The sequence below is a fragment of the Paracoccus aerius genome, from assembly GCF_014656455.1.
GTDB lineage: Bacteria > Pseudomonadota > Alphaproteobacteria > Rhodobacterales > Rhodobacteraceae > Paracoccus > Paracoccus aerius.
Genome location: NZ_BNCL01000007.1, coordinates 85,725 through 106,192, shown reverse-complemented (window position 1 = coordinate 106,192; position 20,468 = coordinate 85,725). Strand labels below are relative to the sequence as shown.

The 20,468-nt window shown below is 66.8% G+C and carries 23 protein-coding genes and 1 tRNA gene; 11 read left to right on the top strand and 13 right to left on the bottom strand.

All coding sequences use genetic code 11. The features are described from left to right. Positions 1-11 precede the first annotated feature (11 nt). The 7 genes from ccmB to IE224_RS10310 form a co-directional block, all read right to left on the bottom strand. Entirely contained in the window at positions 12-668 is a 657-nt protein-coding gene (ccmB, locus tag IE224_RS10340; protein WP_191310118.1) for a heme exporter protein CcmB, read from the bottom strand. Next, on the bottom strand, positions 665-1,291 hold the full coding sequence (gene ccmA, locus IE224_RS10335) for a heme ABC exporter ATP-binding protein CcmA (protein WP_191310116.1): 627 nt from the start codon (positions 1,289-1,291) through the stop codon (positions 665-667). Before ccmA ends, ccmB begins: the two co-directional genes overlap by 4 nt. Next, positions 1,288-1,641, bottom strand: a complete 354-nt coding sequence (locus IE224_RS10330; protein WP_191310114.1) for an Mth938-like domain-containing protein — start codon at positions 1,639-1,641, stop codon at positions 1,288-1,290. Before IE224_RS10330 ends, ccmA begins: the two co-directional genes overlap by 4 nt. After that, on the bottom strand, positions 1,641-2,621 hold the full coding sequence (gene secF, locus IE224_RS10325; protein ID WP_191310112.1) for a protein translocase subunit SecF: 981 nt from the start codon (positions 2,619-2,621) through the stop codon (positions 1,641-1,643). Before secF ends, IE224_RS10330 begins: the two co-directional genes overlap by 1 nt. Positions 2,622-2,631: 10 nt before the next feature. After that, entirely contained in the window at positions 2,632-4,296 is a 1,665-nt protein-coding gene (gene secD, locus IE224_RS10320) for a protein translocase subunit SecD (protein ID WP_191310110.1), read from the bottom strand. A 37-nt stretch (positions 4,297-4,333) separates the two neighbouring features. Beyond that, entirely contained in the window at positions 4,334-4,669 is a 336-nt protein-coding gene (gene yajC, locus IE224_RS10315; protein WP_167621559.1) for a preprotein translocase subunit YajC, read from the bottom strand. A gap of 126 nt (positions 4,670-4,795) precedes the next feature. Continuing rightward, positions 4,796-5,962, bottom strand: a complete 1,167-nt coding sequence (locus IE224_RS10310) for a M20 aminoacylase family protein (RefSeq protein ID WP_191310108.1) — start codon at positions 5,960-5,962, stop codon at positions 4,796-4,798. A gap of 61 nt (positions 5,963-6,023) precedes the next feature. On the opposite strand from IE224_RS10310, the gene mazG reads away from it, so the two are divergent. After that, positions 6,024-6,842, top strand: a complete 819-nt coding sequence (gene mazG, locus IE224_RS10305) for a nucleoside triphosphate pyrophosphohydrolase (RefSeq protein WP_191310104.1) — start codon at positions 6,024-6,026, stop codon at positions 6,840-6,842. A 61-nt stretch (positions 6,843-6,903) separates the two neighbouring features. On the opposite strand, the gene dusA is transcribed toward mazG, so the two are convergent. The 5 genes from dusA to IE224_RS10280 all read right to left on the bottom strand — a co-directional run bounded on the left by dusA (position 6,904) and on the right by IE224_RS10280 (position 10,757). Continuing rightward, the gene (dusA, locus tag IE224_RS10300; protein ID WP_191310102.1) at positions 6,904-7,890 is read right to left on the bottom strand and encodes a tRNA dihydrouridine(20/20a) synthase DusA; all 987 of its coding nucleotides are present in this window, start codon (positions 7,888-7,890) and stop codon (positions 6,904-6,906) included. A 25-nt stretch (positions 7,891-7,915) separates the two neighbouring features. Further along, positions 7,916-7,990 (bottom strand) — tRNA-Val (locus tag IE224_RS10295). 56 nt (positions 7,991-8,046) lie between these two features. After that, complete coding sequence (locus IE224_RS10290) at positions 8,047-8,361, bottom strand: HU family DNA-binding protein (protein WP_191310100.1); 315 nt, start codon at positions 8,359-8,361, stop codon at positions 8,047-8,049. Between the two features lie 125 nt (positions 8,362-8,486). Beyond that, complete coding sequence (locus IE224_RS10285) at positions 8,487-10,358, bottom strand: DEAD/DEAH box helicase (RefSeq protein WP_191310098.1); 1,872 nt, start codon at positions 10,356-10,358, stop codon at positions 8,487-8,489. A 147-nt stretch (positions 10,359-10,505) separates the two neighbouring features. Continuing rightward, positions 10,506-10,757 (bottom strand): DUF2312 domain-containing protein, encoded by a 252-nt coding sequence (locus IE224_RS10280; RefSeq protein WP_191310096.1) that lies wholly within the window; start codon positions 10,755-10,757, stop codon positions 10,506-10,508. Positions 10,758-10,872: 115 nt separating this feature from the next. Between IE224_RS10280 and IE224_RS10275 the strand changes: the two genes are divergently transcribed. Together IE224_RS10275 and dtd are read left to right on the top strand one after the other, a co-directional pair. Beyond that, positions 10,873-11,097 (top strand): hypothetical protein, encoded by a 225-nt coding sequence (locus tag IE224_RS10275; RefSeq protein WP_191310093.1) that lies wholly within the window; start codon positions 10,873-10,875, stop codon positions 11,095-11,097. Next, positions 11,097-11,546 carry a D-aminoacyl-tRNA deacylase gene (gene dtd, locus IE224_RS10270; protein ID WP_191310091.1) on the top strand — a complete coding sequence of 150 codons (450 nt, stop codon included), beginning with the start codon at positions 11,097-11,099 and terminating at the stop codon, positions 11,544-11,546. Before IE224_RS10275 ends, dtd begins: the two co-directional genes overlap by 1 nt. On the opposite strand, the gene IE224_RS10265 is transcribed toward dtd, so the two are convergent. Further along, positions 11,543-12,502 (bottom strand): calcium-binding protein, encoded by a 960-nt coding sequence (locus IE224_RS10265; RefSeq protein WP_191310089.1) that lies wholly within the window; start codon positions 12,500-12,502, stop codon positions 11,543-11,545. The two genes, dtd and IE224_RS10265, sit on opposite strands and share 4 nt — an antisense overlap. 489 nt (positions 12,503-12,991) lie before the next feature. Between IE224_RS10265 and IE224_RS10260 the strand changes: the two genes are divergently transcribed. The 8 genes from IE224_RS10260 to IE224_RS10225 all read left to right on the top strand — a co-directional run bounded on the left by IE224_RS10260 (position 12,992) and on the right by IE224_RS10225 (position 20,412). Next, positions 12,992-14,230, top strand: coding sequence for a DEAD/DEAH box helicase (locus IE224_RS10260; RefSeq protein ID WP_229849335.1), 1,239 nt, complete (start codon positions 12,992-12,994; stop codon positions 14,228-14,230). A gap of 114 nt (positions 14,231-14,344) precedes the next feature. Further along, positions 14,345-14,917, top strand: coding sequence for a thymidine kinase (locus IE224_RS10255; protein WP_191310085.1), 573 nt, complete (start codon positions 14,345-14,347; stop codon positions 14,915-14,917). 90 nt (positions 14,918-15,007) lie between these two features. Beyond that, positions 15,008-16,153 carry a D-alanyl-D-alanine carboxypeptidase family protein gene (locus tag IE224_RS10250; protein ID WP_167621539.1) on the top strand — a complete coding sequence of 382 codons (1,146 nt, stop codon included), beginning with the start codon at positions 15,008-15,010 and terminating at the stop codon, positions 16,151-16,153. After that, positions 16,153-16,749, top strand: coding sequence for a dTMP kinase (gene tmk, locus IE224_RS10245; protein WP_191310083.1), 597 nt, complete (start codon positions 16,153-16,155; stop codon positions 16,747-16,749). Before IE224_RS10250 ends, tmk begins: the two co-directional genes overlap by 1 nt. Further along, positions 16,746-17,852: a DNA polymerase III subunit delta' gene (locus IE224_RS10240; protein WP_191310081.1), complete on the top strand. Its 1,107-nt coding sequence runs from the start codon at positions 16,746-16,748 to the stop codon at positions 17,850-17,852. The genes tmk and IE224_RS10240 overlap by 4 nt, the downstream gene beginning before the upstream one ends. Before the next feature lie 3 nt (positions 17,853-17,855). Beyond that, positions 17,856-18,656: a TatD family hydrolase gene (locus IE224_RS10235; RefSeq protein WP_191310079.1), complete on the top strand. Its 801-nt coding sequence runs from the start codon at positions 17,856-17,858 to the stop codon at positions 18,654-18,656. Then, positions 18,653-19,471 (top strand): MBL fold metallo-hydrolase, encoded by an 819-nt coding sequence (locus IE224_RS10230; protein ID WP_191310077.1) that lies wholly within the window; start codon positions 18,653-18,655, stop codon positions 19,469-19,471. Before IE224_RS10235 ends, IE224_RS10230 begins: the two co-directional genes overlap by 4 nt. Further along, positions 19,468-20,412 (top strand): AEC family transporter, encoded by a 945-nt coding sequence (locus IE224_RS10225; protein WP_167621534.1) that lies wholly within the window; start codon positions 19,468-19,470, stop codon positions 20,410-20,412. Before IE224_RS10230 ends, IE224_RS10225 begins: the two co-directional genes overlap by 4 nt. Positions 20,413-20,468 lie beyond the last annotated feature (56 nt).

Here is a 20,468-nt window from a genome sequence, read left to right as displayed (position 1 = left end):
CTCAAGCCGCTTCACCGCAGATTGACCCGCAGCGCGGCGGCTGCGGCAAAAGGTATCACGGCAAGCGTGCCCGCCGTGATCCCGGCCAGGAACAGCAGCGGAGTCGCGGTCGCGCCGCCTTCCTGCCCGCGCCGGATCATCTCGGTCCCGAAGATCAGGGTGGGGATGTAAAGCGGCAGCACCAGCAGCGACAACAAAAGCCCTCCGCGCCGCAGGCCCACAGTAATGGCCGCCCCGAAGGCGCCCAGCATCGACAGCGCGGGCGTCCCCAGCAGCAGCGAAACCAGCAACGGCGGGATCGCCTGGCCGGGCAGGTGCAGCAGGATGCCGAACAAGGGGGCGGCCAGGATCAGCGGCAGGCCTGTGGTGATCCAGTGGGCCAACGCCTTGACCGCCACCGCCCCTTCCAGCGGCAGCGGCGATGTCGCCAGCAGGTCCAGGCTGCCATCCTCGTGATCCAGGGCAAAGATGCGGTCCAGCGACAACAGGCAGGCCAGCAGCGCGCCCAGCCACAGGATGCCGGGCGCGATGGGTTGCAGCGCGGTAGTGTCGGGGCCGACGCCAAAGGGGACAAGCGCGCAAAGGATCAGGAAGAAGGCCACGCCCAGGCCAAAGCCGCCGCCCGCGCGGACGGCAAGGGTCAGGTCGCGCCGCAGCAGGGCGATCATGCGAAGGCTTCGTTGAAGCCCGCGGGCTGGGCATCAGGGGACGGTTTGGCCCGGAAGGGCGTCAGATCCAGCACCCGCGCATCCAGCCCCAGGTCGATATGGGTGGCGATCAGCGCCGCGCCGCCTTGCGCCAGATGCCCGCGCACCATGTCGGCAAACCGCCCGACCGAGGCCGCATCCAGCGACACGGTCGGTTCGTCCAGCACCCACAGCGGACGCCGCGCGACCAGCAGCCGCGCCAGGCCCAGCCGACGCTTCTGGCCCGCCGACAGCGCCGCCGCAGGCCGGTCCGACAGGGACGCGAGACCCATTGCCGCCATCGCGCCCGCGACATCGCCGCCGCCGAAGACCTGCGCCCAGAAGGCCAGGTTCTCGGCCACGCTCAGCGCGCCCTTCAGCCCGTCGGCATGGGCTGCATAGGCAACCGCGTCGTCATCCATCTTGATCCGGCCCGCGACCGGGGGCTGCAGCCCGGCGACCGTGCGCAGCAGCGTCGTCTTGCCGATGCCGTTCGGGCCGCGCAGGATCAGCGCCTGGCCCGCGTCCAGGGTGAAGCTTACCCCTTCGACCGTCCGCAGCCCGCCGCGCGCAACGCACAGGCCTTGGACGGAGAGCAGGCTCACAGCGGCAGCAGGGCGCAGGCGACCCGCCGCCCTTCCGCGACCGTCACGTTGTAGCTGCGCGCGGCCGTGGGCGAGGACATGGATTCAACGGCGATCCCGATCTCGCGCAGGGCCGCCACCAGATCGGCCGGGGCATGGGCAACATCCGCGCCCATGCCCAGGAACAGGACATCGATCCGTCCCCCCAGGGCCAGCAGCGCCGCGCGGTCGTCAAGGCCGCCCCAGGCATCCGCTTCGCCTGCGGTGACCAGAACCGCGCCCTGCATCACCGTCCTGCCGATGCGGAAGAAGCCGGGGCCATAGCCCTCGACCGCAAGGGCCCCGCCGAAATCGCTGGGGGTCAGCTTCATCAGGGACGTTCCGCATTTTCAAAGGGCGAGGCGGCCAGCTTCGGATCCTTCTTGGACCAGTCCCGCTTCACGCCCAGCCACAGCACGATGTTCTTTGCGACATAGATCGTGGAATAGCAGCCGACGACCACCCCGAACAGCATCGCGATCACGAAGTCCCGGATCACGTCGCCGCCGAAGATCAGCATCGCCGTCAGGGCAATCCCGGTCGTCACCGCCGTCATGATGGTCCGCGACAGGGTCTCGTTCGTGGTCAGGTTCATCAGCTCGATCAGCGGTCGCGTCTTGTATTTCATCAGGTTTTCCCGCAGCCGGTCAAAGACGACGACCGTGTCGTTGCAGGAAAAGCCCAGCGTCGTCAGCAGCGCCGCGATGGTCGTCAGGTCGAACTTCAGCTGGAACAGAGAAAACAGCCCTACCGTCAGCAGCACGTCATGGATCAGCGACACCACGGCCCCGATCGAGAACTGCCATTCGAAGCGCAGCCAGATATAGGCCATGATGCCCAGGCAGGCCGCGCCCACCGCATAGAAGGCGGTCTTGATCAATTCGCCGGACACCTTCGGCCCGACAGATTCCACGGATGCGAAGGTGATCTGCGGATCGACCTCGTGCAGCGCAGCCTCGATCCGGTTCAACTCGTCCGGGCTGACCGATCCGGTTTCGTCCGTGGTGCCGATGCGGATCATGGCCACGTGGCGATCGGCACCGAAGCTGGGGTCGAAGACCTCGGTGATGGCAAGGTCGCTGAAGCCCAGGTCGTTCAGGGCATCCCGGTAATCACCCACCTCGAAGGCGGTGGGGCTTTCGGTGCGGATGGTGGTGCCGCCCTTGAAGTCGATGCCGAAGTTAAGCCCCATCGTGAAGATCAGGACAACAGACGCCACCATCGCCGCCATCGACGCCCCGAAGGTCAGGAACTGCCAGCGGAAGAAGTCGATCCGGGTATTGTCGGGGACAAGTTTCAGACGGAATGCCATATCGGTCCCCTTACAGGATCAGTTCTTTGGGCTTGCGCCATTCCAGCCACCACACGATCATCAGCCGTGTCAGGAAGATCGCGGTGAAGACCGAGGTGACAAGCCCGATGGTCAGCGTGACGGCAAAGCCCTTGACCGGGCCCGAGCCCAGGAAGAACATCACCGCCGCCGCGATGAAGGATGTGACGTTGGCGTCGATGATCGCGCTCATCGCCTCGTCGAAGCCGTCGCTGATGGCCTTGGCGACGCGCTTGCCTGCCCGCAATTCCTCGCGGATGCGTTCATAGATGATGACGTTGGCGTCCACCGCCGTGCCCACGGTCAGCACGATCCCGGCGATGCCAGGCAGGGTCAAGGTGGCCCCCATGATCGACATGATCGACAGGATCAGGATCACGTTCAGGATCACGGAAATCGACGCGAAGGCCCCGAACAATCCATAGCTGGCGATCATGTAGGCCACGACCGCAGCCGTCGCGATCACGGACGACAGGCGCCCCGCGTCGATGCTGTCCTGCCCCAGTTCGGGGCCGATGGTGCGTTCTTCCAGGAAATCCAGTTGCGCCGGCAGCGCGCCTGCGCGCAGCAGCACGGCCAGCCGGTTCGCTTCCTCGAAGCCCATCGAGCCCGAGATCTGCCCCGTTCCGCCGGGAATGGCCGAGCGGATCACGGGCGCCGAGATCACCTGGTTGTCCAGGACGATCGCGAAGGGCTGGCCGATATTGGCGGCCGTATAGGCGCCGAACTTGCGCGCGCCGGTCGGGTTGAAGCTGAAATCGACCGCAGGCTGGCCGTTCGGATCCGTTCCCGGCACGGCATTGGTCAGTTCCTCGCCGGTGACGACGGGGCTTTCTTCCAGCGTGTAGTAAATGCCGTCCTGGTCGGCCGATGGCAGGACCACCTGCCCCACGCCCGGCCGCGCATCGGGATTGGTGCCGGTGCCGACAACGGAATTGAAGGTCAGCTTGGCGGTGGTGCCGATCAGCGCCTTCAATTCCTCGGCCGAGCCGATGCCCGGCACCTGGATCAGGATGCGGTCGGCGCCCTGGCGGACGATGGTCGGTTCGCGGGTTCCGACCTCATCGACGCGGCGGCGGATGATCTCGACGCTTTGCTGGACGGTGCGGTCGTCGGTCACGGCCTTTTCGGCGTCCGACAACTGGATGGTGATGGTGTTGCCCTGCTGCTGGATCGCCAGGCTTTGCTGGCCCGCGCCGGTCAGCGTCGTCACGGGCGTCGAAAAGCCGCGCACGATTTCCGTCGCGCGGGCGATCTGGTCGGCGTTCTCGACCTCGATCTTCAGGGTGCCTTCGGGCGAAGGCAGGCGGCGGATCGCGCCAAGCGTGGCGCGTTCGTCGGCAAGCGCACGGCGCAGTTCGGGCCACAGGGCGTCCATGCGGGCCTTGTAGACCTCGGCCACGCGGACCTCGCCCAGCAGATGCGCCCCGCCCCGCAGGTCAAGGCCAAGCGCCACGACCGACGAAGGCAGCCACGACGGCCAGCCATCGCGCGCGGCGGCCAGTTCGGGCGTCTCGACACCGGTGCGCTCGATCTCGGCCACGGCGTCGTTATGGCTTTCGACCCGCTGGTAGAACAGGTTGGGCACGGCAAAGCCTATGCCCAGGACGCAAAGCCCGACGATCAGGATGCGTTTCCAACGGTCGATCTGAAGCATCTTGCCGAAGCCCTTGATTGTTGTTGTTCTGGTGGCGTCAGGCGTTTGCCGCGACAGGCTCGGACTTGTTCAGAACCTGCGAAACGGTCGAACGGATCACGCGGACCTTGACGCCGGTCGCGATCTCGACCTCCAGCTCGTCGTCGCGGACCGAAGACACCTTGCCGATGATCCCGCCCGAGGTGACGACGTGATCGCCTTTCTTCAGCGCCGAGACCATCTCGCGGTGCTGCTTCATCCGCTTCTGCTGCGGGCGGATCATCAGGAAATACATGATCGCGAAGATCAGGATCAGCGGGATGAACTGCGCAAAGGCTGCAGTAGGGCCTGCACCGCCTGCGGCGGCCTGGGCATAGGCGGGTGTGACGAACATGGATTATCCCTTTTCGGCTGACACGGCGGTCTGACCCCGCCCGAATTGGCGCGCAACCTATCGCCGCCGCCCCGGCTTGGCAAGAAAGGCCGGGACGGCTTCGGGTCTAGAACAGGATCGTGAACGTCACCGCGCCACGGGCTGCGCGCGTTCGACCAGCCGGGCCAGGAAGCTGGCCCCGATGGGCGAGATCGCATCGTTGAAATCATAGGCCGGGTGGTGGACGCTGGCCGTGTCGCCCTGCCCGATGAACAGATAGCAGCCGGGCCGTTCGTTCAGCATGTAGCTGAAATCCTCGGCCCCCATCTCGCGCCCTGCATCGCCCGAGATGTTGTCATGGCCCACGATCTCCTGCGCGACCTGCACCGCGAAGGCGGTCTGGTCGGGGTCGTTGATTGTGGCGGGATAGCCCTCGATATAGGCCAGGCGGATCGAGACGTCATAGGCGGCCGCCTGCCCGTCGCAGATCTGCGCCATCCGGCGGCGGACCATCTCGCGGACATGGGGGGCGAAGGTGCGCACGGTGCCGCAGATATAGGCCGTGTCAGGCACGATATTGTCGGCGCTGCCGGTGTGGATCTGCGTGACCGACAGTGCCAGGTCGTCCAGCGCATAATGGTTGCGGCTGGAGATCGTCTGGATCGCGTTCACCACGGCCACGGCCGCGACGATGGGATCGGCGGTCAGGTGCGGCATCGCCCCGTGCCCGCCACGGCCCTGGACATGGATCTCGAATGTATCGACGGCGGCCATGATCGGGCCGGGTGTGGTGTTCATCATGCCCACGGGCAGGCCGGGGCTGTTGTGCATGGCAAAGACGCGGGTGATGCCAAAGCGGTCCATCATGCCGTCCTGGACCATCGCCTCGCCCCCGCCGCCGTTTTCCTCGGCCGGCTGGAAGATCAGCGCGACGCGACCTGTGAAATTGCGCGTTTCCGCAAGGTATCGCGCGGCGCCCAGCAGCATCGTGGTATGGCCGTCATGGCCGCAGGCGTGCATCCGGCCCGGCACGGTGGATGCGTAATCCAGGCCCGTCGCCTCGTCCATCGGCAGGGCGTCCATGTCGGCGCGCAGGCCGATGGTGGGGCCCGGCCCCTGCCCCTCTATGATGCCGACGATGCCGGAATTGCCGATGCCGTCGTGGATTTCGTCCACGCCGAAGTCGCGCAGGCGTTCCGCCACGAAGGCGGCGGTGCCGAAGCAGTCGAAGCCCAGTTCGGGATGCTGGTGCAGATGCCGCCGCCATTGGGTCATGTCATCCGAAAATTCGGCGATGCGGTTCAGGACAGGCATGTGGACTAAGCACCTTGGCTGTGGCAATGGCCCATCAGGACAGAAGCGAAGGGAAATCGCAATGACCGAACCGATCCGCCGCGATCCCAAGTCCGAGATCGCCCGACTGGTCGATATCATGGCCCAGTTGCGCAACCCCCAGACGGGCTGCCCCTGGGACATCGAGCAGGATTTCGCATCGATCGCACCCTATACGATCGAGGAAGCCCACGAGGTCGCCGACGCTATCGAGCGGCAGGCCTGGGACGAGCTTCCGGGCGAGTTGGGCGACCTGCTGCTGCAGGTGGTGTTCCACGCGCAGATGGCGGATGAAAAGGGCATGTTCGATTTCGCCGATTGCGCGGCGGCGATCTCCGACAAGCTGGTCTTCCGCCATCCCCATGTCTTCGGCGACGAATCCCGCGACAAGTCCGCCGCCCAGCAGGTCAAGGACTGGGAAGCCATCAAGGCCGTCGAGCGCGCCGGCAAGGCCGAGCGCGGCACGCTGGACGGCGTGGCCCTGGGCCTGCCGGCCCTGACCCGCGCAATCAAGTTGCAGAACCGCGCGGCCCGCGTGGGGTTCGACTGGCCCGGCCCTGCCCAGGTGCTGGACAAGATCGCCGAGGAAACTGCCGAACTGGTCGAGGCCCGCGACAGCCTTGGACCCGACGCGCTTGAGGAAGAGTTCGGCGACCTGCTGTTCGTCATGGCGAACCTGGCGCGGCATCTTGAGATCGACCCGGAACAGGCATTGCGCCGCGCCAACAGCAAGTTCACCCGCCGCTTCCGCGCCATCGAGGCCGCGCTAGCCGCCGAAGGCCGCCGCCCGGAGGACAGCGACCTGGCCGAGATGGACAGGCTGTGGGATCAGGCCAAGACGGCCGAAAGGGCGGCGGAGTAAGGGGCTTCGCCCCTCGGCTCCTGCGGGCCTCACCCCAGAATATTTGGATGAAGAAGAAGTCTCACGCCGCCAGTTGCGTGACCTGGCACAGGGCGGCGTCATAAACCTCGATCCCGCCTTTGGACGCGCCTTCGGACAGGGTGCGTTTCCATCCGCGCGCGCCGGGCATTCCGTGGAACAGGCCCAGCATGTGGCGCGTGATCTGATGCAGCCGTCCACCTGCGGCAAGGTGGGACAGGATATAGGGGCGCATGGCCTGCGCCACCTGGTCAGGCGCCTCGAAGGGCGGTCGGTCGCCCCAGAGGCGGTCGGCGCCGCCCAGGATGTCCCAGGGCTGGTGATAGGCCGCGCGCCCGATCATGACCCCGTCCATGACCTGCAGGTGGTCGCGCACCGCGTCCATGTCCGCAATGCCGCCGTTGATCGACAGGTGCAGGTCGGGGAAGTCCTGCTTCATCCGGTGGACCAGCGGATAGTCCAGAGGCGGGATGTCGCGGTTTTCCCTAGGGCTGAGGCCCTGAAGCCAGGCCTTGCGGGCATGGATCGTCACGCGGCGGATGCCGGCGGCGCGCATCCTGTCCAGGAAGTCAGGCAAGACCTGCTCGGGCACCTGGTCATCGACGCCGATGCGGCATTTGACGGTGACCTCGACCGGGCTGGCTGCGATCATGCGCCCCACGCATTCGGCCACAAGATCCGGGGTCTTCATCAGCACGGCGCCGAAACAGCCCGACTGCACGCGGTCGCTGGGACAGCCGACATTCAGGTTGATCTCGTCATAGCCCCAATCGGCGGCGATCCGGGTCGCGGCTTCCAGTTCCGCGGGATCGGATCCGCCCAGCTGCAGGGCGACGGGATGATCGGCGGCATCATAGTCTAGCAGCCGGGGACGGTCGCCGTGGATGATCGCGGGGGCGGTCACCATTTCGGTGTAAAGCAGCGCGCGGCGCGTCATCAGGCGGTGGAAGACGCGGCAATGCCGGTCGGTCCAGTCCATCATCGGGGCGACGGACAAGGTGGCGGCGTCTGTGACAGGAGTGTTCAACATCTGGCCGACGCAACGGAAGGGGAAATGGTGGGTGATAACGGATTTGAACCGCTGACATCTTCGATGTGAACGAAGCGCTCTACCGCTGAGCTAATCACCCGTGGGCGCAGCATCTAGCAGGGGGAAAAACGGATCGCAAGGGCGAATCGACGGGATTCAGTCGGCGGAATGCTGGATGCTGGAAGGGCGGCGGCGCAGGCGCAGGGTGATGATTTCTCCGCCACGCTGGTCGCGTTCAAGGTTGACCCGCGCGCGGCCCAGGGGCGGCACGGCCAGGGTTTCGCCTGCGGACAAGGCCTTTCCCAGTTGCGCCAGCGTCGCCTCGATGATGGGGCGGGCGTCGGCCTTCTTGGCGCCGCTTGCCGCGACGACCCGGTCCACGAAATCCTTCTTCTGCAGGACATGCGCAGGCTGGGGATTGCGAGGAACCGCGTCAGGATCCTTGCCGGGGGGGGAAACACGTTTAATCATCACATACTCCACCACAACGGGAAACACGGGTTCAGCGTGGAACTAGTTTGACCCAAGGTCAACATTAATCGTGAATACGACGGCCGCTTGCGAAAAAGGCGCCCGGTCAGGGCGCCTTCAAAGCTTCAGTAATCGCCCTTGCGCGGCTTTCCGCCTTTTCGGGGCGCGGCGAACTTGGCGCCGCGGTCGCGGGCGCCCGCAGGCTTTGGCGCACCGGAACGCGACCCGCCGGGCTTGTCGAAGGCGGGACGGCTGGGCTTGGCGCCCTTGGCCGCGCGATCCTCGGGGGTCCAGCGGGCCTTGCGGGGCTTGGCGACGGCCGTTTCCGCATCGTCCGTGCGGGCGGGCTTTTGCCAATCCCCCTCGGGCTTGCGACGGGCGGGACGAGTATCGGTTGCGCGCGGTGCGGGCCGGTCCAGGTTCGGCTCGCCTTCAAGCCGGCGCATCATCAGGTCAGGCTCAAGCTCCATCGCCTTGCCGAAATTGCCGGCCTGGGCCACGGCGATCTGGACGAAGGTCTCGTGCTCACGGACGCGGATCGCGCCGATCGCGTCGCGGTTGATGCCGCCGCCGTCGCAGATCTTGGGCAGCAGCCAGCGGGCCTCGGCCCGGCCGCTATGGCCCACCGAAAGCGAGAACCACACCGCCTCGCCGAAAGGCGGGCGTTCACGGGCGGCAGCAGGGGCGCGATCGGTCAGGACCGTCAGCTCCTCGGGTGCGGGGCGGCCTTCGCGCCACATGCGGATGAAGGCCTGGGCCAGCCGGTCCGGGCCGAACCGGTCCAACAGGGTGCGGGCCATGTCCCCGTCGTCCTCGGACCCGTCGCGCAGGGCCGGGTGGTCCAGCATCCGGGTGTCGTCTTGGACGCGAACCTCGTCGGCCGAAGGCGCGGGACCCCATTCGGCCTCGACCCGGGCGCGCTTCAGAAGCATCTGCGCCTTGCGGATCTCGGAGGGCATCACGATCAGGGCCGAGACGCCCTTGGCCCCTGCCCGTCCCGTCCGGCCCGAGCGGTGCAGCAGCGTTTCCGAATTGGTGGGCAGGTCGGCATGGATCACCAGTTCCAGCCCCGGCAGGTCGATGCCGCGCGCCGCCACGTCGGTCGCCACGCAGACCTGTGCCCGGCCGTCGCGCAGCGCCTGCAGCGCATGGGTGCGCTCCTGCTGGCTCAACTCGCCCGACAGCGCCACGGCCTTGAAGCCCCGGTTGCCCATGCGGGCCAGAAGGTGGTTCACGTTGGCGCGGGTCTTGCAGAAGATGATCGCGGTGCGCGCCTCGTGCAGGCGCAGGATGTTGAAGATCGCGGGTTCGCGGTCGCGGGCGGCGACGTTGAAGGCGCGGTATTCGATGTCGCCGTGCTGGCGCGATTCGCCCTGCGCCATGATGCGCTTGGCGTCACGCTGGAAGGTGCCGGCAAGCTGTTCGATCGCGGGGGGCACGGTGGCCGAGAACATCAGCGTCCGGCGGTCTTCGGGCGCGGATTGCAGGATGAATTCCAGATCCTCGCGGAAGCCGAGGTCCAGCATCTCGTCCGCCTCGTCCAGGACGGCCACGCGCAGGCCGGACAGGTCCAGCGACCCGCGTTCGATATGGTCGCGAAGGCGGCCGGGGGTGCCCACGACGATATGGGCGCCGCGTTCCAGGGCACGGCGTTCGCTGCGGTAATCCATGCCGCCCACGCAGGTGGCGATGCGGGCGCCGGCCTGGGCATAGAGCCAGGTCAGTTCGGCCGCGACCTGCAGCGCCAGTTCGCGCGTCGGCGCGATGGCCAGGCCCAGCGGCACATCCGTGTCGGGCAGGATGTCGCCGTCCAGAAGCTGCGGCGCGATGGCCAGGCCGAAGGCCACGGTCTTGCCGGACCCGGTCTGGGCCGAAACCAGCATGTCGCGGCCTTCCGCGTCGCTTTCCAGAACCGCCTGCTGAACCGAGGTAAGGCTGGCATAGCCCTTGGCCGCCAGAGCCGCGGCCAGGGGCGCGGCTATCGTCTTGTCTGTCATGTCATCGCCAGAATGGGGGGTGCGGACACCCGTGAAGGCACCGCGATCCTTGCGACAGACATCTCCCTTGGTCCGCCGCCCCGGAAATGCGAAGCCGAAGGGGCGTCCATAGGGGATCAGACACGGGAAGTCAAAGGAATAAGGGCCTCAGCCCATGCCAAGCGCCTGCTTGTACATTTCCAGGATCGCCTCCTCCTCGGCGATGTCGTCGCGGTCGCGCTTGCGCAGGGCGACGATCTTCTTCATCACCTTGGTGTCATAGCCCCGCGCCTTGGCCTCGGTCATGACTTCCTTCTGACGCTCGGCGATGTCCTTCTTCTCGGCCTCGAGCTGTTCGAACTGCTCGATGAACTGGCGCAACTCGTCTGCGGCGACGCTGTAGGCCTGGTCGTCCTTCATCGGGGTCTTCCTTCCGTTTGATCCTGCCCGTCCTTTGCGGCATCTGTTAGGCGGTCTTGCCGCAACGCGCAATCGCCGCTAGGCCACGGGCCGAAACATTGGCAAGGATGGTCCGATGACGGTTTTCAACTGGCTGATCTGGGGGGGCGCCGCGCTGACCCTGGCGGGGGTCGCGGCGCTGATCTGGTGCATCGCGACGGTGGCCCGCGCCCGCAGCGCCGGGCTGGACGACGCGGCGCTGCGCGAACGGATGCGCAGGGTCGTGGCGGTGAACATGGCCGCCCTTGGCGCATCGATGATCGGGCTGATGGCGGTGATTGCCGGGATCATGCTGGGCTGATGCGCGCGCTTGTCCAACGGGTCACCGAAGCCTCGGTCGAGGTCGAGGGCGCGGTGATCGGCCGCACCGGGCCGGGGCTTCTGGTGCTGGTCTGCGCGATGACGGGCGACGACGAGGCCGCGGCCGACAAGCTGGCCGCGAGGGTGGCCAAGCTGCGCATCTTCCGCGACGACCAGGACCGGATGAACCGGTCGCTGCTGGACATGGGCGGCGGCGCCCTAGTGGTCAGCCAGTTCACCCTGGCGGCCGACACCCGCACCGGCAACCGCCCCGGCTTTTCGTCAGCCGCAGCGCCCGAGGATGGGCGGCGGCTTTACGAACATTTCGCAGACAGCCTTGCCGCACAGGGGATCCCGGTCCAGACCGGCAGCTTCGGCGCGGACATGAAGGTAAGGCTGACGAATGACGGGCCGGTGACGATCTGGCTGGACACGGCCGACCGTGCCTAGAGGATGAAGTCGCTCGCGCCAAGGCGCGTCGCGTCATCCACCCAGATTTCGAAATCGGCGGTCTTGTTGCCGTTCACGTCGCCTTGGACCAGAACGCCATCGGCATGCTTGACATACCAGAGTGAATGCGCGGCGGCCTTGGTGCCGGCAAAGGCAAAGGCCTGGTTTCCGCCCCGTCCAGAATGGGCGTCGACGCCAGACAGGTCGATGTCGTCCTGACCCGCCCGGAACTGCAGGATCGTGTCGCGCTGCGACCCGCGAACGCTGTCGCCCGTGCCGCGGAAAACGAAGACATCCCGCGCGGTGTCCAGACCGGCCAGCATCCGGTCCTGGCCCGCGCCGCCTTCCAGCGTGTCTGCCCCGCCGCCGCCTTCCAGCCGGTCCTTGCCCGTGCCGCCCCGCAACCAGTCCTGCCCGTCGCCGGCCACAAGCCTGTCGATGCCGGACGCTCCGTCCAGCACGTCATTGCCCGTCCCGCCGATCAGCGTGTCATTGCCGCCATGCCCGAACATCCGGTCATGGCCCGCCCATCCCTCGAACCGGTCGTCAAAGGCGCTGAGGTTGACGGTGTCGTTCCCGGCCATCATCGAGGCGAGCACAGCCCGGTCGTCCGCGTCTCCGGGTGTCAGCCCGGCACCATAGAGCCTTGCCGCAGAGACGGACACATCCTGGGCAATCCAGATCATGTCACCGTCATAGATTTCTTCCGTTATTGCAGTCACGGTTCCGCGAACCACCGCGCCCCAAGGGTTGAAGCCAAAGCCGCTTCCCATGACTGAAAGAAGCAGGTCGGTTGGCCAGTCCCAGCCGTTGATCGAATAGATGTCTTGATACGTCCGGCCTTCATACCAAATGTCGATGTCTTCATAGAAGAAATCTTCAAAAAAATGGCGCGAATAGAAGTTGAGATCGAGCATCTGGCTGTCGATCCCGTAATACGCCTTGACGGTAGCCATGGCCCGCACTCCTGAAAAACGTAAACTGGAACAAAATCAAAGCCGCTTTGTCTGCACATCTTGCCATTGGCGGGAAAGCCTTGCCACAGCCATTGTTAAACATCGTTAACAAGATGCAGGCCTGCCGGTGCGACTTGACTTTCACGTCAAACCGCCCCATGTGGGTCCAGCCGATGCCTGCTGCCGCGTGAGCAGCCGCGTTTTTCGCCCAGGGTCCGGCAATCATTCCAGTTTCCCATTCACGCGGGGAGGCTTGCGGGCATCCTCGTATCGCGCCTGCATCCCTGCTGAACGCCGCGTATCGTCGCGGCCATTGCCTTGCGTCCGATACGGGGGACGGGGCACGAGAGTTTTTTTATGGAACCGACCAATAGCCGCCGCCCGTCCCGCGGCCAGAAACCCCGGCCGCGCAACCTGCCCAATTTCGACGCGAACGAAGGCCGCAGGGCGCCTGCCCGTGATCCGCTGCCCACCGGTCCCTTTGCCGACATGGGCATCGACCACCGCATCAACGCCAACGTGGCCGCGATGGGGCTGACGAAGCCCACGCCGATCCAGGACGAGGCCATTCCGGCGGTCGTCAAGGGCCGCGACGTGCTGGGTCTGGCCCAGACCGGCACCGGCAAGACGGCGGCCTTCGGCCTGCCGATGCTGACCCGGCTGATCAACTTCGGCAAGAAGCCCGATCCCAAGACCTGCCGCGCGCTGATCCTGGCCCCAACCCGCGAACTGGCGACGCAGATCGCCACCAATATCGACGCCTATGCCGAAGGCACGCCGATCCGCAGCTTCCGCGTCGTGGGCGGCGCGTCCATCAACGTGCAGACGGAACGGCTGTCGCGCGGCGTCGATGTGCTGATCGCCACGCCGGGGCGCCTGATGGACCTGATCGAGCGGCGCGCGATCAGCCTGGAGGCCACCACCTATCTGGTGCTGGACGAGGCCGACCAGATGCTGGACATCGGCTTCATCCACACGCTGCGCAAGATCGCGCGGATGCTGCCGAAGGACCGCCAGACGCTGCTGTTTTCCGCCACCATGCCCAAGCTGATGGAGGAACTGGCCGACACTTATCTGACCGATCCGGTCCGGGTCGCCGTCAACCCTCCCGGCCAGGCGGCCAAGAAGATCGAGCAGGGCGTGCATTTCGTGACGCAGGGCGACAAGGCGACGCTGCTGGCGGAATACCTGTCCAAGCATCCGGGCGAGCTGGCGATGGTCTTTGGCCGCACCAAGCATGGATCGGAAAAGCTGGCCAAGCTGCTGGAGAAGTGGGGCTTCGCGGTTGCCGCGATCCACGGCAACAAGTCGCAGGGCCAGCGGGAACGGGCGCTGGACGCCTTCCGCAAGGGGCAGACGCAGGTGCTGGTGGCGACCGACGTCGCCGCCCGTGGCCTGGATATCCCCGAGGTCGCGCATGTCTATAACTATGACCTGCCGAACGTGCCGGAAAACTATGTCCACCGGATCGGCCGCACCGCGCGCGCAGGCCGCGACGGCCGCGCCGTGGCCTTCTGCGCCCCGGCCGAGGTCGGCGAACTGCGCGCCATCGAAAAGGCCATGAAGGCCGCGATCCCGGTCATCGGGGGCGAACCCCCGGTTGGTCCGGTTCCTTCGGCCCGTCCGCAGGGCGGTCGTGGCCCGGGCATGGGCAAGCCGATGGGCGCGGGCGGGAACAAGCGGCCGGCGCGCCGTCCCTCTCGTGCGCCGAAAAGCCGGCAGGCGTAACGCCGGGGGCGATGTCGCCCTTTGGGTATTTTGACAACGAAGAAGCCGCAGGGTTCGCGCCCTGCGGCTTTTTTGCAACCTTGATGCGCCTTGGGCGCGCGGCTATCTGGCGGCATGGCCAAGCTCTATTTCCATTACTCGACCATGAACGCGGGCAAGAGCACGCTGCTTCTGCAGGCGTCTTATAACTATCGCGAACGGGGGATGGGGACGCTGCTGCTGACGGCGGCGCTTGACCGGCGGGCGGGACAGGGCCGCATCGCCAGCCGCATCGGCATCGGCGAGGACGCGCTGACCTTCGACGAGGCCACCGACATGTTCGCGCTGATCCAAGACCGGGCGGCGGATTGCGCCTGCGTCTTCGTGGACGAGGCGCAGTTCCTGTCATCTGCCCAGGTGTGGCAACTGGCCCGCGTGGCGGACGACCTGCGCATCCCGGTGATGTGCTATGGCCTGCGCGTCGACTTCCGGGGCGAACTATTTCCCGGGTCGGCCGCGCTGCTGGCCTTGGCCGACGACCTGCGCGAGGTTCGCACGATCTGCCATTGCGGCAAGAAGGCCACGATGGTGATCCGCCGCGACGAGCAGGGCCGCGCCATCACCCAAGGTGCCCAGGTCCAGGTCGGGGGAAACGAGACCTATGTCTCGCTGTGCCGGCGCCATTGGCGCGAGGCCACGGGAAACTGAGCATCAATTCTATCTCAGGATGTGCCGCCCGCGTTGCGGGACGCATGGCCTTGTTGTAACCATCGACACCAAACAGGCAAAGGATCTTCCATGCGCGCGTTCCTGCTGCGGCTTCTCGCCATTTTCTGTCTGGCTGCCCCGGCGCAGGCCTTCGAGACGACGGCAACCTCGGCCTGGGTTTATGACGTCAACACAAGCACGGTGCTGATGTCGAAGAACGCCGATGTGCCGATCCCGCCTGCTTCCATGTCCAAGCTGATGACACTGTACATGGTGTTCGAGGCGCTGCAGAACGGCCGCCTGAAGCTGGACGACACGCTGCCGGTATCGACCAAGGCATGGCAGATGGGCGGGTCAAAGATGTTCGTGGAACCCCGCGACACGCCGACCGTGGAGCAGTTGATCAAGGGCGTCATCGTCCTGTCCGGAAACGACGCCTGCGTGGTGCTGGCCGAAGGACTGGCCGGGACCGAGGAAGCCTTTGCCCGACAGATGACCGAACGGGGAAAGACGCTGGGCCTGAAGCATTCGGTCTTCAAGAACTCGACCGGCTGGCCTGCGGAAGGCCATGTGATGTCGGCCGAGGATCTGGGGATGCTGGCCATGCACATCATCAACGACTTTCCCCAGTATTACGATGACTTTGCCCTGACCGAGTTCCGCTACATGGACCGGGTGCCGTCGAACCGCTTCAACCGCAACCCGATCCTGAAGCTGGACATCGGGGCGGACGGGCTGAAGACCGGGCATACGCAGGAAGCGGGCTATGGCCTGGTCGGATCGGCCGTGCAGGACGGGCGCCGGGTGATCTTTGTCATCAGCGGCTTGCAATCCGAAACCGCGCGGGCCGAGGAGTCCGAGCGGATCGTCAACTGGGCCTTCCGCCAGTTCAGCATGGAAACGCTGGTGCCCGCGGGCGACACCGTGCTGGAAGCACCGGTCTGGCTGGGCACGAAGGCGCGCGTCGGCCTGACGACGAAGGACGGCGTGAACGTGCTGGTCCCCGCCGGTTCCCAGGACCAGGTCAAGGTCGAGGCGGTTTATGAATCCCCCATTCCCGCGCCCATCTCCAAGGGCGATCAGATCGGCCGGCTGGTCGTCTCGGTCCCCGGCACACAGGATGCGGTGACGCCGCTGCTGGCGGCCGAGGACGTGCCCGAGGCCGGCTTCACGGGCCGCATGAAGGGCGCCGTCATGCGTCTGGGCCACAAGGCCGTCGAGGCCGCCGGCCTTTGATGTTCATCAGCTTCGAGGGGGTCGACGGCTGCGGCAAGTCCACGCAGGCCCGCTTGCTGGCCGAAGCCCTGCGTGCCGAAGGCCGCGACGTCGTGCTGACCCGCGAGCCGGGCGGCAGCCCCGGCGCCGAGGAGATCCGCCGCCTGCTGGTGGAAGGCGCGGGCGAACGCTGGTCGGCGGAAACCGAATGCCTGCTGTTCACCGCCGCCCGGCGTGATCACCTGGAGCGCACCATCCGCCCGGCCCTGGACGCCGGAAAAACCGTCATCACCGACCGCTTCGCCGACAGCACCCGCGTTTACCAAGGCGCGACGCGGGGCGAGTTGCGCGGCTTCGTGGACCGGATGCATGACCTGGCGATCGGGGTCGAACCCGACCTGACCTTTGTCATCGACCTCGACCCCGAAACCGCGCTTGGCCGCGGCAACGCACGGGGCGGGGCCGAGGATCGCTTCGAAAGCCTCGGCCTGGATTTCCAGCAGCGGCTGGCCCAAGGCTTCCGCGCCTTGGCCAGGGAGTTTCCGAACCGCGTCCGCCTGATCGATGGCAGCGGCAGCGAAAGCGATGTCGCCGCCCGCATCCGGGCCGCCCTGTGAAGACTGAGCCAGAGGACATTCCCGAACCCGACCGGGTTCCCGGCGCCCCCCATCCGCGCCACACCGACCGCGTGATCGGCCAGGACAATGCCATCGCCGAGTTCATGGAGGCCGCCCAGGGCGGCCGCCTGCACCATGCATGGCTGCTGACTGGCCCGCGCGGCGTGGGCAAGGCGACGCTGGCCTGGGCCATCGCCCGCTGGATGCTGTCGGGCGCCTCTGGCCCCTTCGGCGCCACCGACACGCCCGAGGCGCGGCGCGTCGCAGCCCTGTCCGAACCGCGCCTGCATCTGGTCCGCAGGCCGTGGGACGACAAGGCGGGACGGCTGTCCGCGCAGATCACCGTGGACGAAATCCGCAGGCTTCTGTCCTTCTTCCACCTGTCGGCGGCCGAGGGAGGCCGGCGCGTTGCCATCATCGACGCCGCCGACGACATGAATCTCGCGGCTGCGAATGCCCTGCTGAAGGTGCTGGAGGAACCCCCCGCCGATGCGCTGATCCTGATGATCGCCCACCAGCCCGCGGGCCTTCTGCCGACGATCCGGTCCCGCTGCCGCACCCTGCGCCTGTCGCCGCTGACGCCTGCGCAGATGGGCAATGTCCTGGCGCATCTGGGCATCGACGAGGATGCCGAGGCCCTGGCCGCCCTGTCCGACGGATCGGTGGGCGAGGCCCTGCGGCTGGCAGGCCAGAGCGGGCTTGACCGCTACCAGCAGCTTGTTGACCTCATGACCACCCTGCCCCGGCTGGACCGGCCGCGCGCGGCGGTTTTCGCAGACGGGGCGGCCGGGCGCGCGGGGGCGGATGGCGATCCCTTCGACCTGACCATGACCGTGCTCGACCGCTTCCTGACAAGAACCGCCCGCGCCGGGCTGATGGGGCCGCCCCTGCCGCAGGCCGCCCGGGGCGAGGGCGCTTTGCTGGCCCGCCTGTCGCCCGATGACCAGGCCGCGCGGGCCTGGGCCGATGCGCAGGCGCGCCTGTCGGCGCGTGCGAGAACCGGACGGGCGGTCAACCTTGACCCTGCCGCCCTGGTGATGGATATGCTGATCGAACTGGCGCATCTGCCGCCCGCGCGATCCGCCCTGCCATCCAAAGGTTGATCCATGTCCCAAGCGGCACCCCCCACGCCGATCGTCGATAGCCATTGCCATCTGGATTTCCCCGACTTCGAGGGTGAGCATGACGCGCTGATCGACCGCGCCCGCGCGGCCGGCGTCACGCGGATGGTCACGATCTGCACCCGCCTGCGCCAGGAACCGCAGGTTCGCGCCCTGGCTGAACGCTATGACGGAGTCTTCTACGCCGCCGGCACCCATCCGATGAGCGTGGCGGACGAGCCGATGGCGACGGTTGACCAGCTTGTCGCCCTGTCCGCGCATCCGAAGTTCGTGGGCATCGGCGAAACGGGCCTCGACTATCACTACACCGCCGACAGTGCCGCCTTGCAGGCCGAAAGCCTCCGCATTCACATCGAGGCCGCGCGCCGCACCGGCCTGCCGCTGATCATCCATTCCCGCGATGCCGACGACGACATGGCCCGCATCCTGGCCGAGGAACACCGGGCGGGCCCGTTTTCCTGCGTGATGCATTGCTTCACCTCCCGCGCGGCCCTGGCGCAGACGGCGCTGGATCTGGGCTTCTACCTGTCGATGTCGGGGATCGCGGCCTTTCCCCGGTCGGCCGACCTGCGCGCGATCTTCGCCACGGCTCCCGTGGACCGCATCCTGGTCGAGACCGACAGCCCCTACCTCGCCCCGCCCCCGCATCGCGGCAAGCGCAACGAACCGGCTTATGTCGCCAAGACCGCCGCCCTGGTGGCCGAGATCTTCGGCATGGATTACGCGCAATTCGCTGCCCAGACCTCGGCCAATTTCGACCGGTTGTTTTCGAAGGCCGCGGCATGATCCGGGCAACGATCCTGGGCTGCGGATCCTCGGGCGGGGTGCCCCGGCTGGGGAACCGCTGGGGCGCCTGCGATCCTGCCAATCCGAAAAACCGCCGCCGCCGCTGTTCGCTCTTGGTGGAACGCCCCGGCCCCGGCGGGGTGACGCAGGTGCTGATCGACACTGGACCCGACCTGGTGCCGCAACTGCTTGATGCGAACGTGGCGACGCTGGACGCAGTGGTCTATACGCACCCCCATGCCGATCATATCCACGGCATCGATGACCTGCGGCAGGTGGCCTACAACGCGGGTCGCCTGATCCCGGCCTGGGCCGACATGCCCACGTCCGAACAGTTGCTGGATCGCTTCGACTATATCTTCAAGACCCCGCCCGGCAGCTATTACACGCCCATCTGCGACCATCACCTGATCGACGGACCCATCCGCGTCGACGGCCCGGGCGGCCCCGTTACGTTGGTCCCCTTCCGCGTCCAGCACGGGGAAATCACCGCGCTGGGCCTGCGCATCGGCGGGATCGTCTACCTGCCCGACGTGTCCGACATCCCCCACGCCGCCTGGCCGCTGATCCACGGGGCCGAGGTCTTCATCTGCGACGCCCTGCGGCCGCAGCCCCATCCCAGCCATGCGCATCTGGCGCAGGCGCTTGACTGGATCGCCCGATCCGGCTGCCCGCGCGGGGTGCTGACGAACATGCATATCGACATGGATTACGCGACCGTTGCAGCGACGACGCCGGACCACATCCAGCCCGCCTTCGACGGCATGGTGATCGAGGCCGCGGCGGACACGCCCGACCACCCCGCTGCGCTATGAGCGCGCTGTTCAACATCATCGTCCCGGTCTTCCTGATCGTGGGCTTCGGCTATGTGGCAGCCTGGCGCGGCATCTTCCGAGAAAGCGCGGTCGACGGGCTGATGGTCTTCGCCCAGAACTTCGCTGCACCCACGCTTCTGTTCGCCTCGATGTCGCGGCTTGACCTGGGGACCGAGTTCCGGCCCGGCCTGCTGCTGCCCTTCTATGTCGGTGCCTTTTCCAGCTATTTCATCGGCTGGGCCGGGGCGCGGTTCCTGTTCAACCGCCCACCGATGGATTGCGTGGCGATCGGCTTTGTCTGCCTGTTCTCGAACAGCCTGCTGCTGGGCATCCCGATCATGGAACGCGCCTATGGCCCCGACTCGCTGTCGGGCAACTGGGCGATCATCGCGATCCATTCGCCGCTGCTTTATACCTTCGGCATCACCTTCATGGAGTTCACGCGCGCCCATGGCAGCGGCCTGTCGGTCGGCCGCGTCGCGCTGCGCGCCATGACGGGGGTGCTGCGGACGCCGCTGGTGATCGGCATCCTGGCCGGCATGACCATGAACGTGCTGCAACAGGCCGGCCTTGTCATGCCCGAGGGCTTCTGGGCCGCCGTGGACATGATCGCCGGTGCCGCCCTGCCCGCCGCGCTATTCGGCCTGGGCGGCGTCCTTTATCGCTATCGCCCTGAAGGCGACATGGGCGCCATCGCCATGTGCTGCGCCTGCTCGCTGCTGGTCCATCCCGGCATCGCCTATGCCTTGGCCCGCATCACGGGCCTGGACGATGCAGGGCTGCGGTCGGCGGTGATGACCGCCGCCATGGCGCCGGGGGTGAACGCCTATCTCTTCGCCAACCTCTACGGCTCGGCCAAGCGGGTCGCCGCCACCACCGTCCTTGTGGGCACGGCCGTCTCGGTCCTGTCGATCTGGATGTGGCTGGCGATCCTGCCCTAGGACTTCTTCCTTGCCCAAATACCCCGCGGGGGTCTGGGGGCGCGAAGCCCCCAGGC

Bases quoted from the DNA above. Each gene is read 5' to 3' on its own strand.
- dtd (WP_191310091.1), top strand. From the start codon at position 11,097: ATGCGCGCGCTTGTCCAACGGGTCACCGAAGCCTCGGTCGAGGTCGAG.
- secF (WP_191310112.1), bottom strand. From the start codon at position 2,621: ATGGCATTCCGTCTGAAACTTGTCCCCGACAATACCCGGATCGACTTC.
- mazG (WP_191310104.1), top strand. From the start codon at position 6,024: ATGACCGAACCGATCCGCCGCGATCCCAAGTCCGAGATCGCCCGACTG.
- yajC (WP_167621559.1), bottom strand. From the start codon at position 4,669: ATGTTCGTCACACCCGCCTATGCCCAGGCCGCCGCAGGCGGTGCAGGC.
- IE224_RS10255 (WP_191310085.1), top strand. From the start codon at position 14,345: ATGGCCAAGCTCTATTTCCATTACTCGACCATGAACGCGGGCAAGAGC.
- IE224_RS10235 (WP_191310079.1), top strand. From the start codon at position 17,856: ATGTCCCAAGCGGCACCCCCCACGCCGATCGTCGATAGCCATTGCCAT.
- IE224_RS10330 (WP_191310114.1), bottom strand. From the start codon at position 1,641: ATGAAGCTGACCCCCAGCGATTTCGGCGGGGCCCTTGCGGTCGAGGGC.
- IE224_RS10290 (WP_191310100.1), bottom strand. From the start codon at position 8,361: ATGATTAAACGTGTTTCCCCCCCCGGCAAGGATCCTGACGCGGTTCCT.
- secD (WP_191310110.1), bottom strand. From the start codon at position 4,296: ATGCTTCAGATCGACCGTTGGAAACGCATCCTGATCGTCGGGCTTTGC.
- IE224_RS10280 (WP_191310096.1), bottom strand. From the start codon at position 10,757: ATGAAGGACGACCAGGCCTACAGCGTCGCCGCAGACGAGTTGCGCCAG.
- IE224_RS10265 (WP_191310089.1), bottom strand. From the start codon at position 12,502: ATGGCTACCGTCAAGGCGTATTACGGGATCGACAGCCAGATGCTCGAT.
- dusA (WP_191310102.1), bottom strand. From the start codon at position 7,890: ATGTTGAACACTCCTGTCACAGACGCCGCCACCTTGTCCGTCGCCCCG.
- IE224_RS10285 (WP_191310098.1), bottom strand. From the start codon at position 10,358: ATGACAGACAAGACGATAGCCGCGCCCCTGGCCGCGGCTCTGGCGGCC.
- IE224_RS10310 (WP_191310108.1), bottom strand. From the start codon at position 5,962: ATGCCTGTCCTGAACCGCATCGCCGAATTTTCGGATGACATGACCCAA.
- IE224_RS10275 (WP_191310093.1), top strand. From the start codon at position 10,873: ATGACGGTTTTCAACTGGCTGATCTGGGGGGGCGCCGCGCTGACCCTG.
- tmk (WP_191310083.1), top strand. From the start codon at position 16,153: ATGTTCATCAGCTTCGAGGGGGTCGACGGCTGCGGCAAGTCCACGCAG.
- IE224_RS10225 (WP_167621534.1), top strand. From the start codon at position 19,468: ATGAGCGCGCTGTTCAACATCATCGTCCCGGTCTTCCTGATCGTGGGC.
- IE224_RS10260 (WP_229849335.1), top strand. From the start codon at position 12,992: ATGGGCATCGACCACCGCATCAACGCCAACGTGGCCGCGATGGGGCTG.
- ccmB (WP_191310118.1), bottom strand. From the start codon at position 668: ATGATCGCCCTGCTGCGGCGCGACCTGACCCTTGCCGTCCGCGCGGGC.
- IE224_RS10230 (WP_191310077.1), top strand. From the start codon at position 18,653: ATGATCCGGGCAACGATCCTGGGCTGCGGATCCTCGGGCGGGGTGCCC.
- IE224_RS10250 (WP_167621539.1), top strand. From the start codon at position 15,008: ATGCGCGCGTTCCTGCTGCGGCTTCTCGCCATTTTCTGTCTGGCTGCC.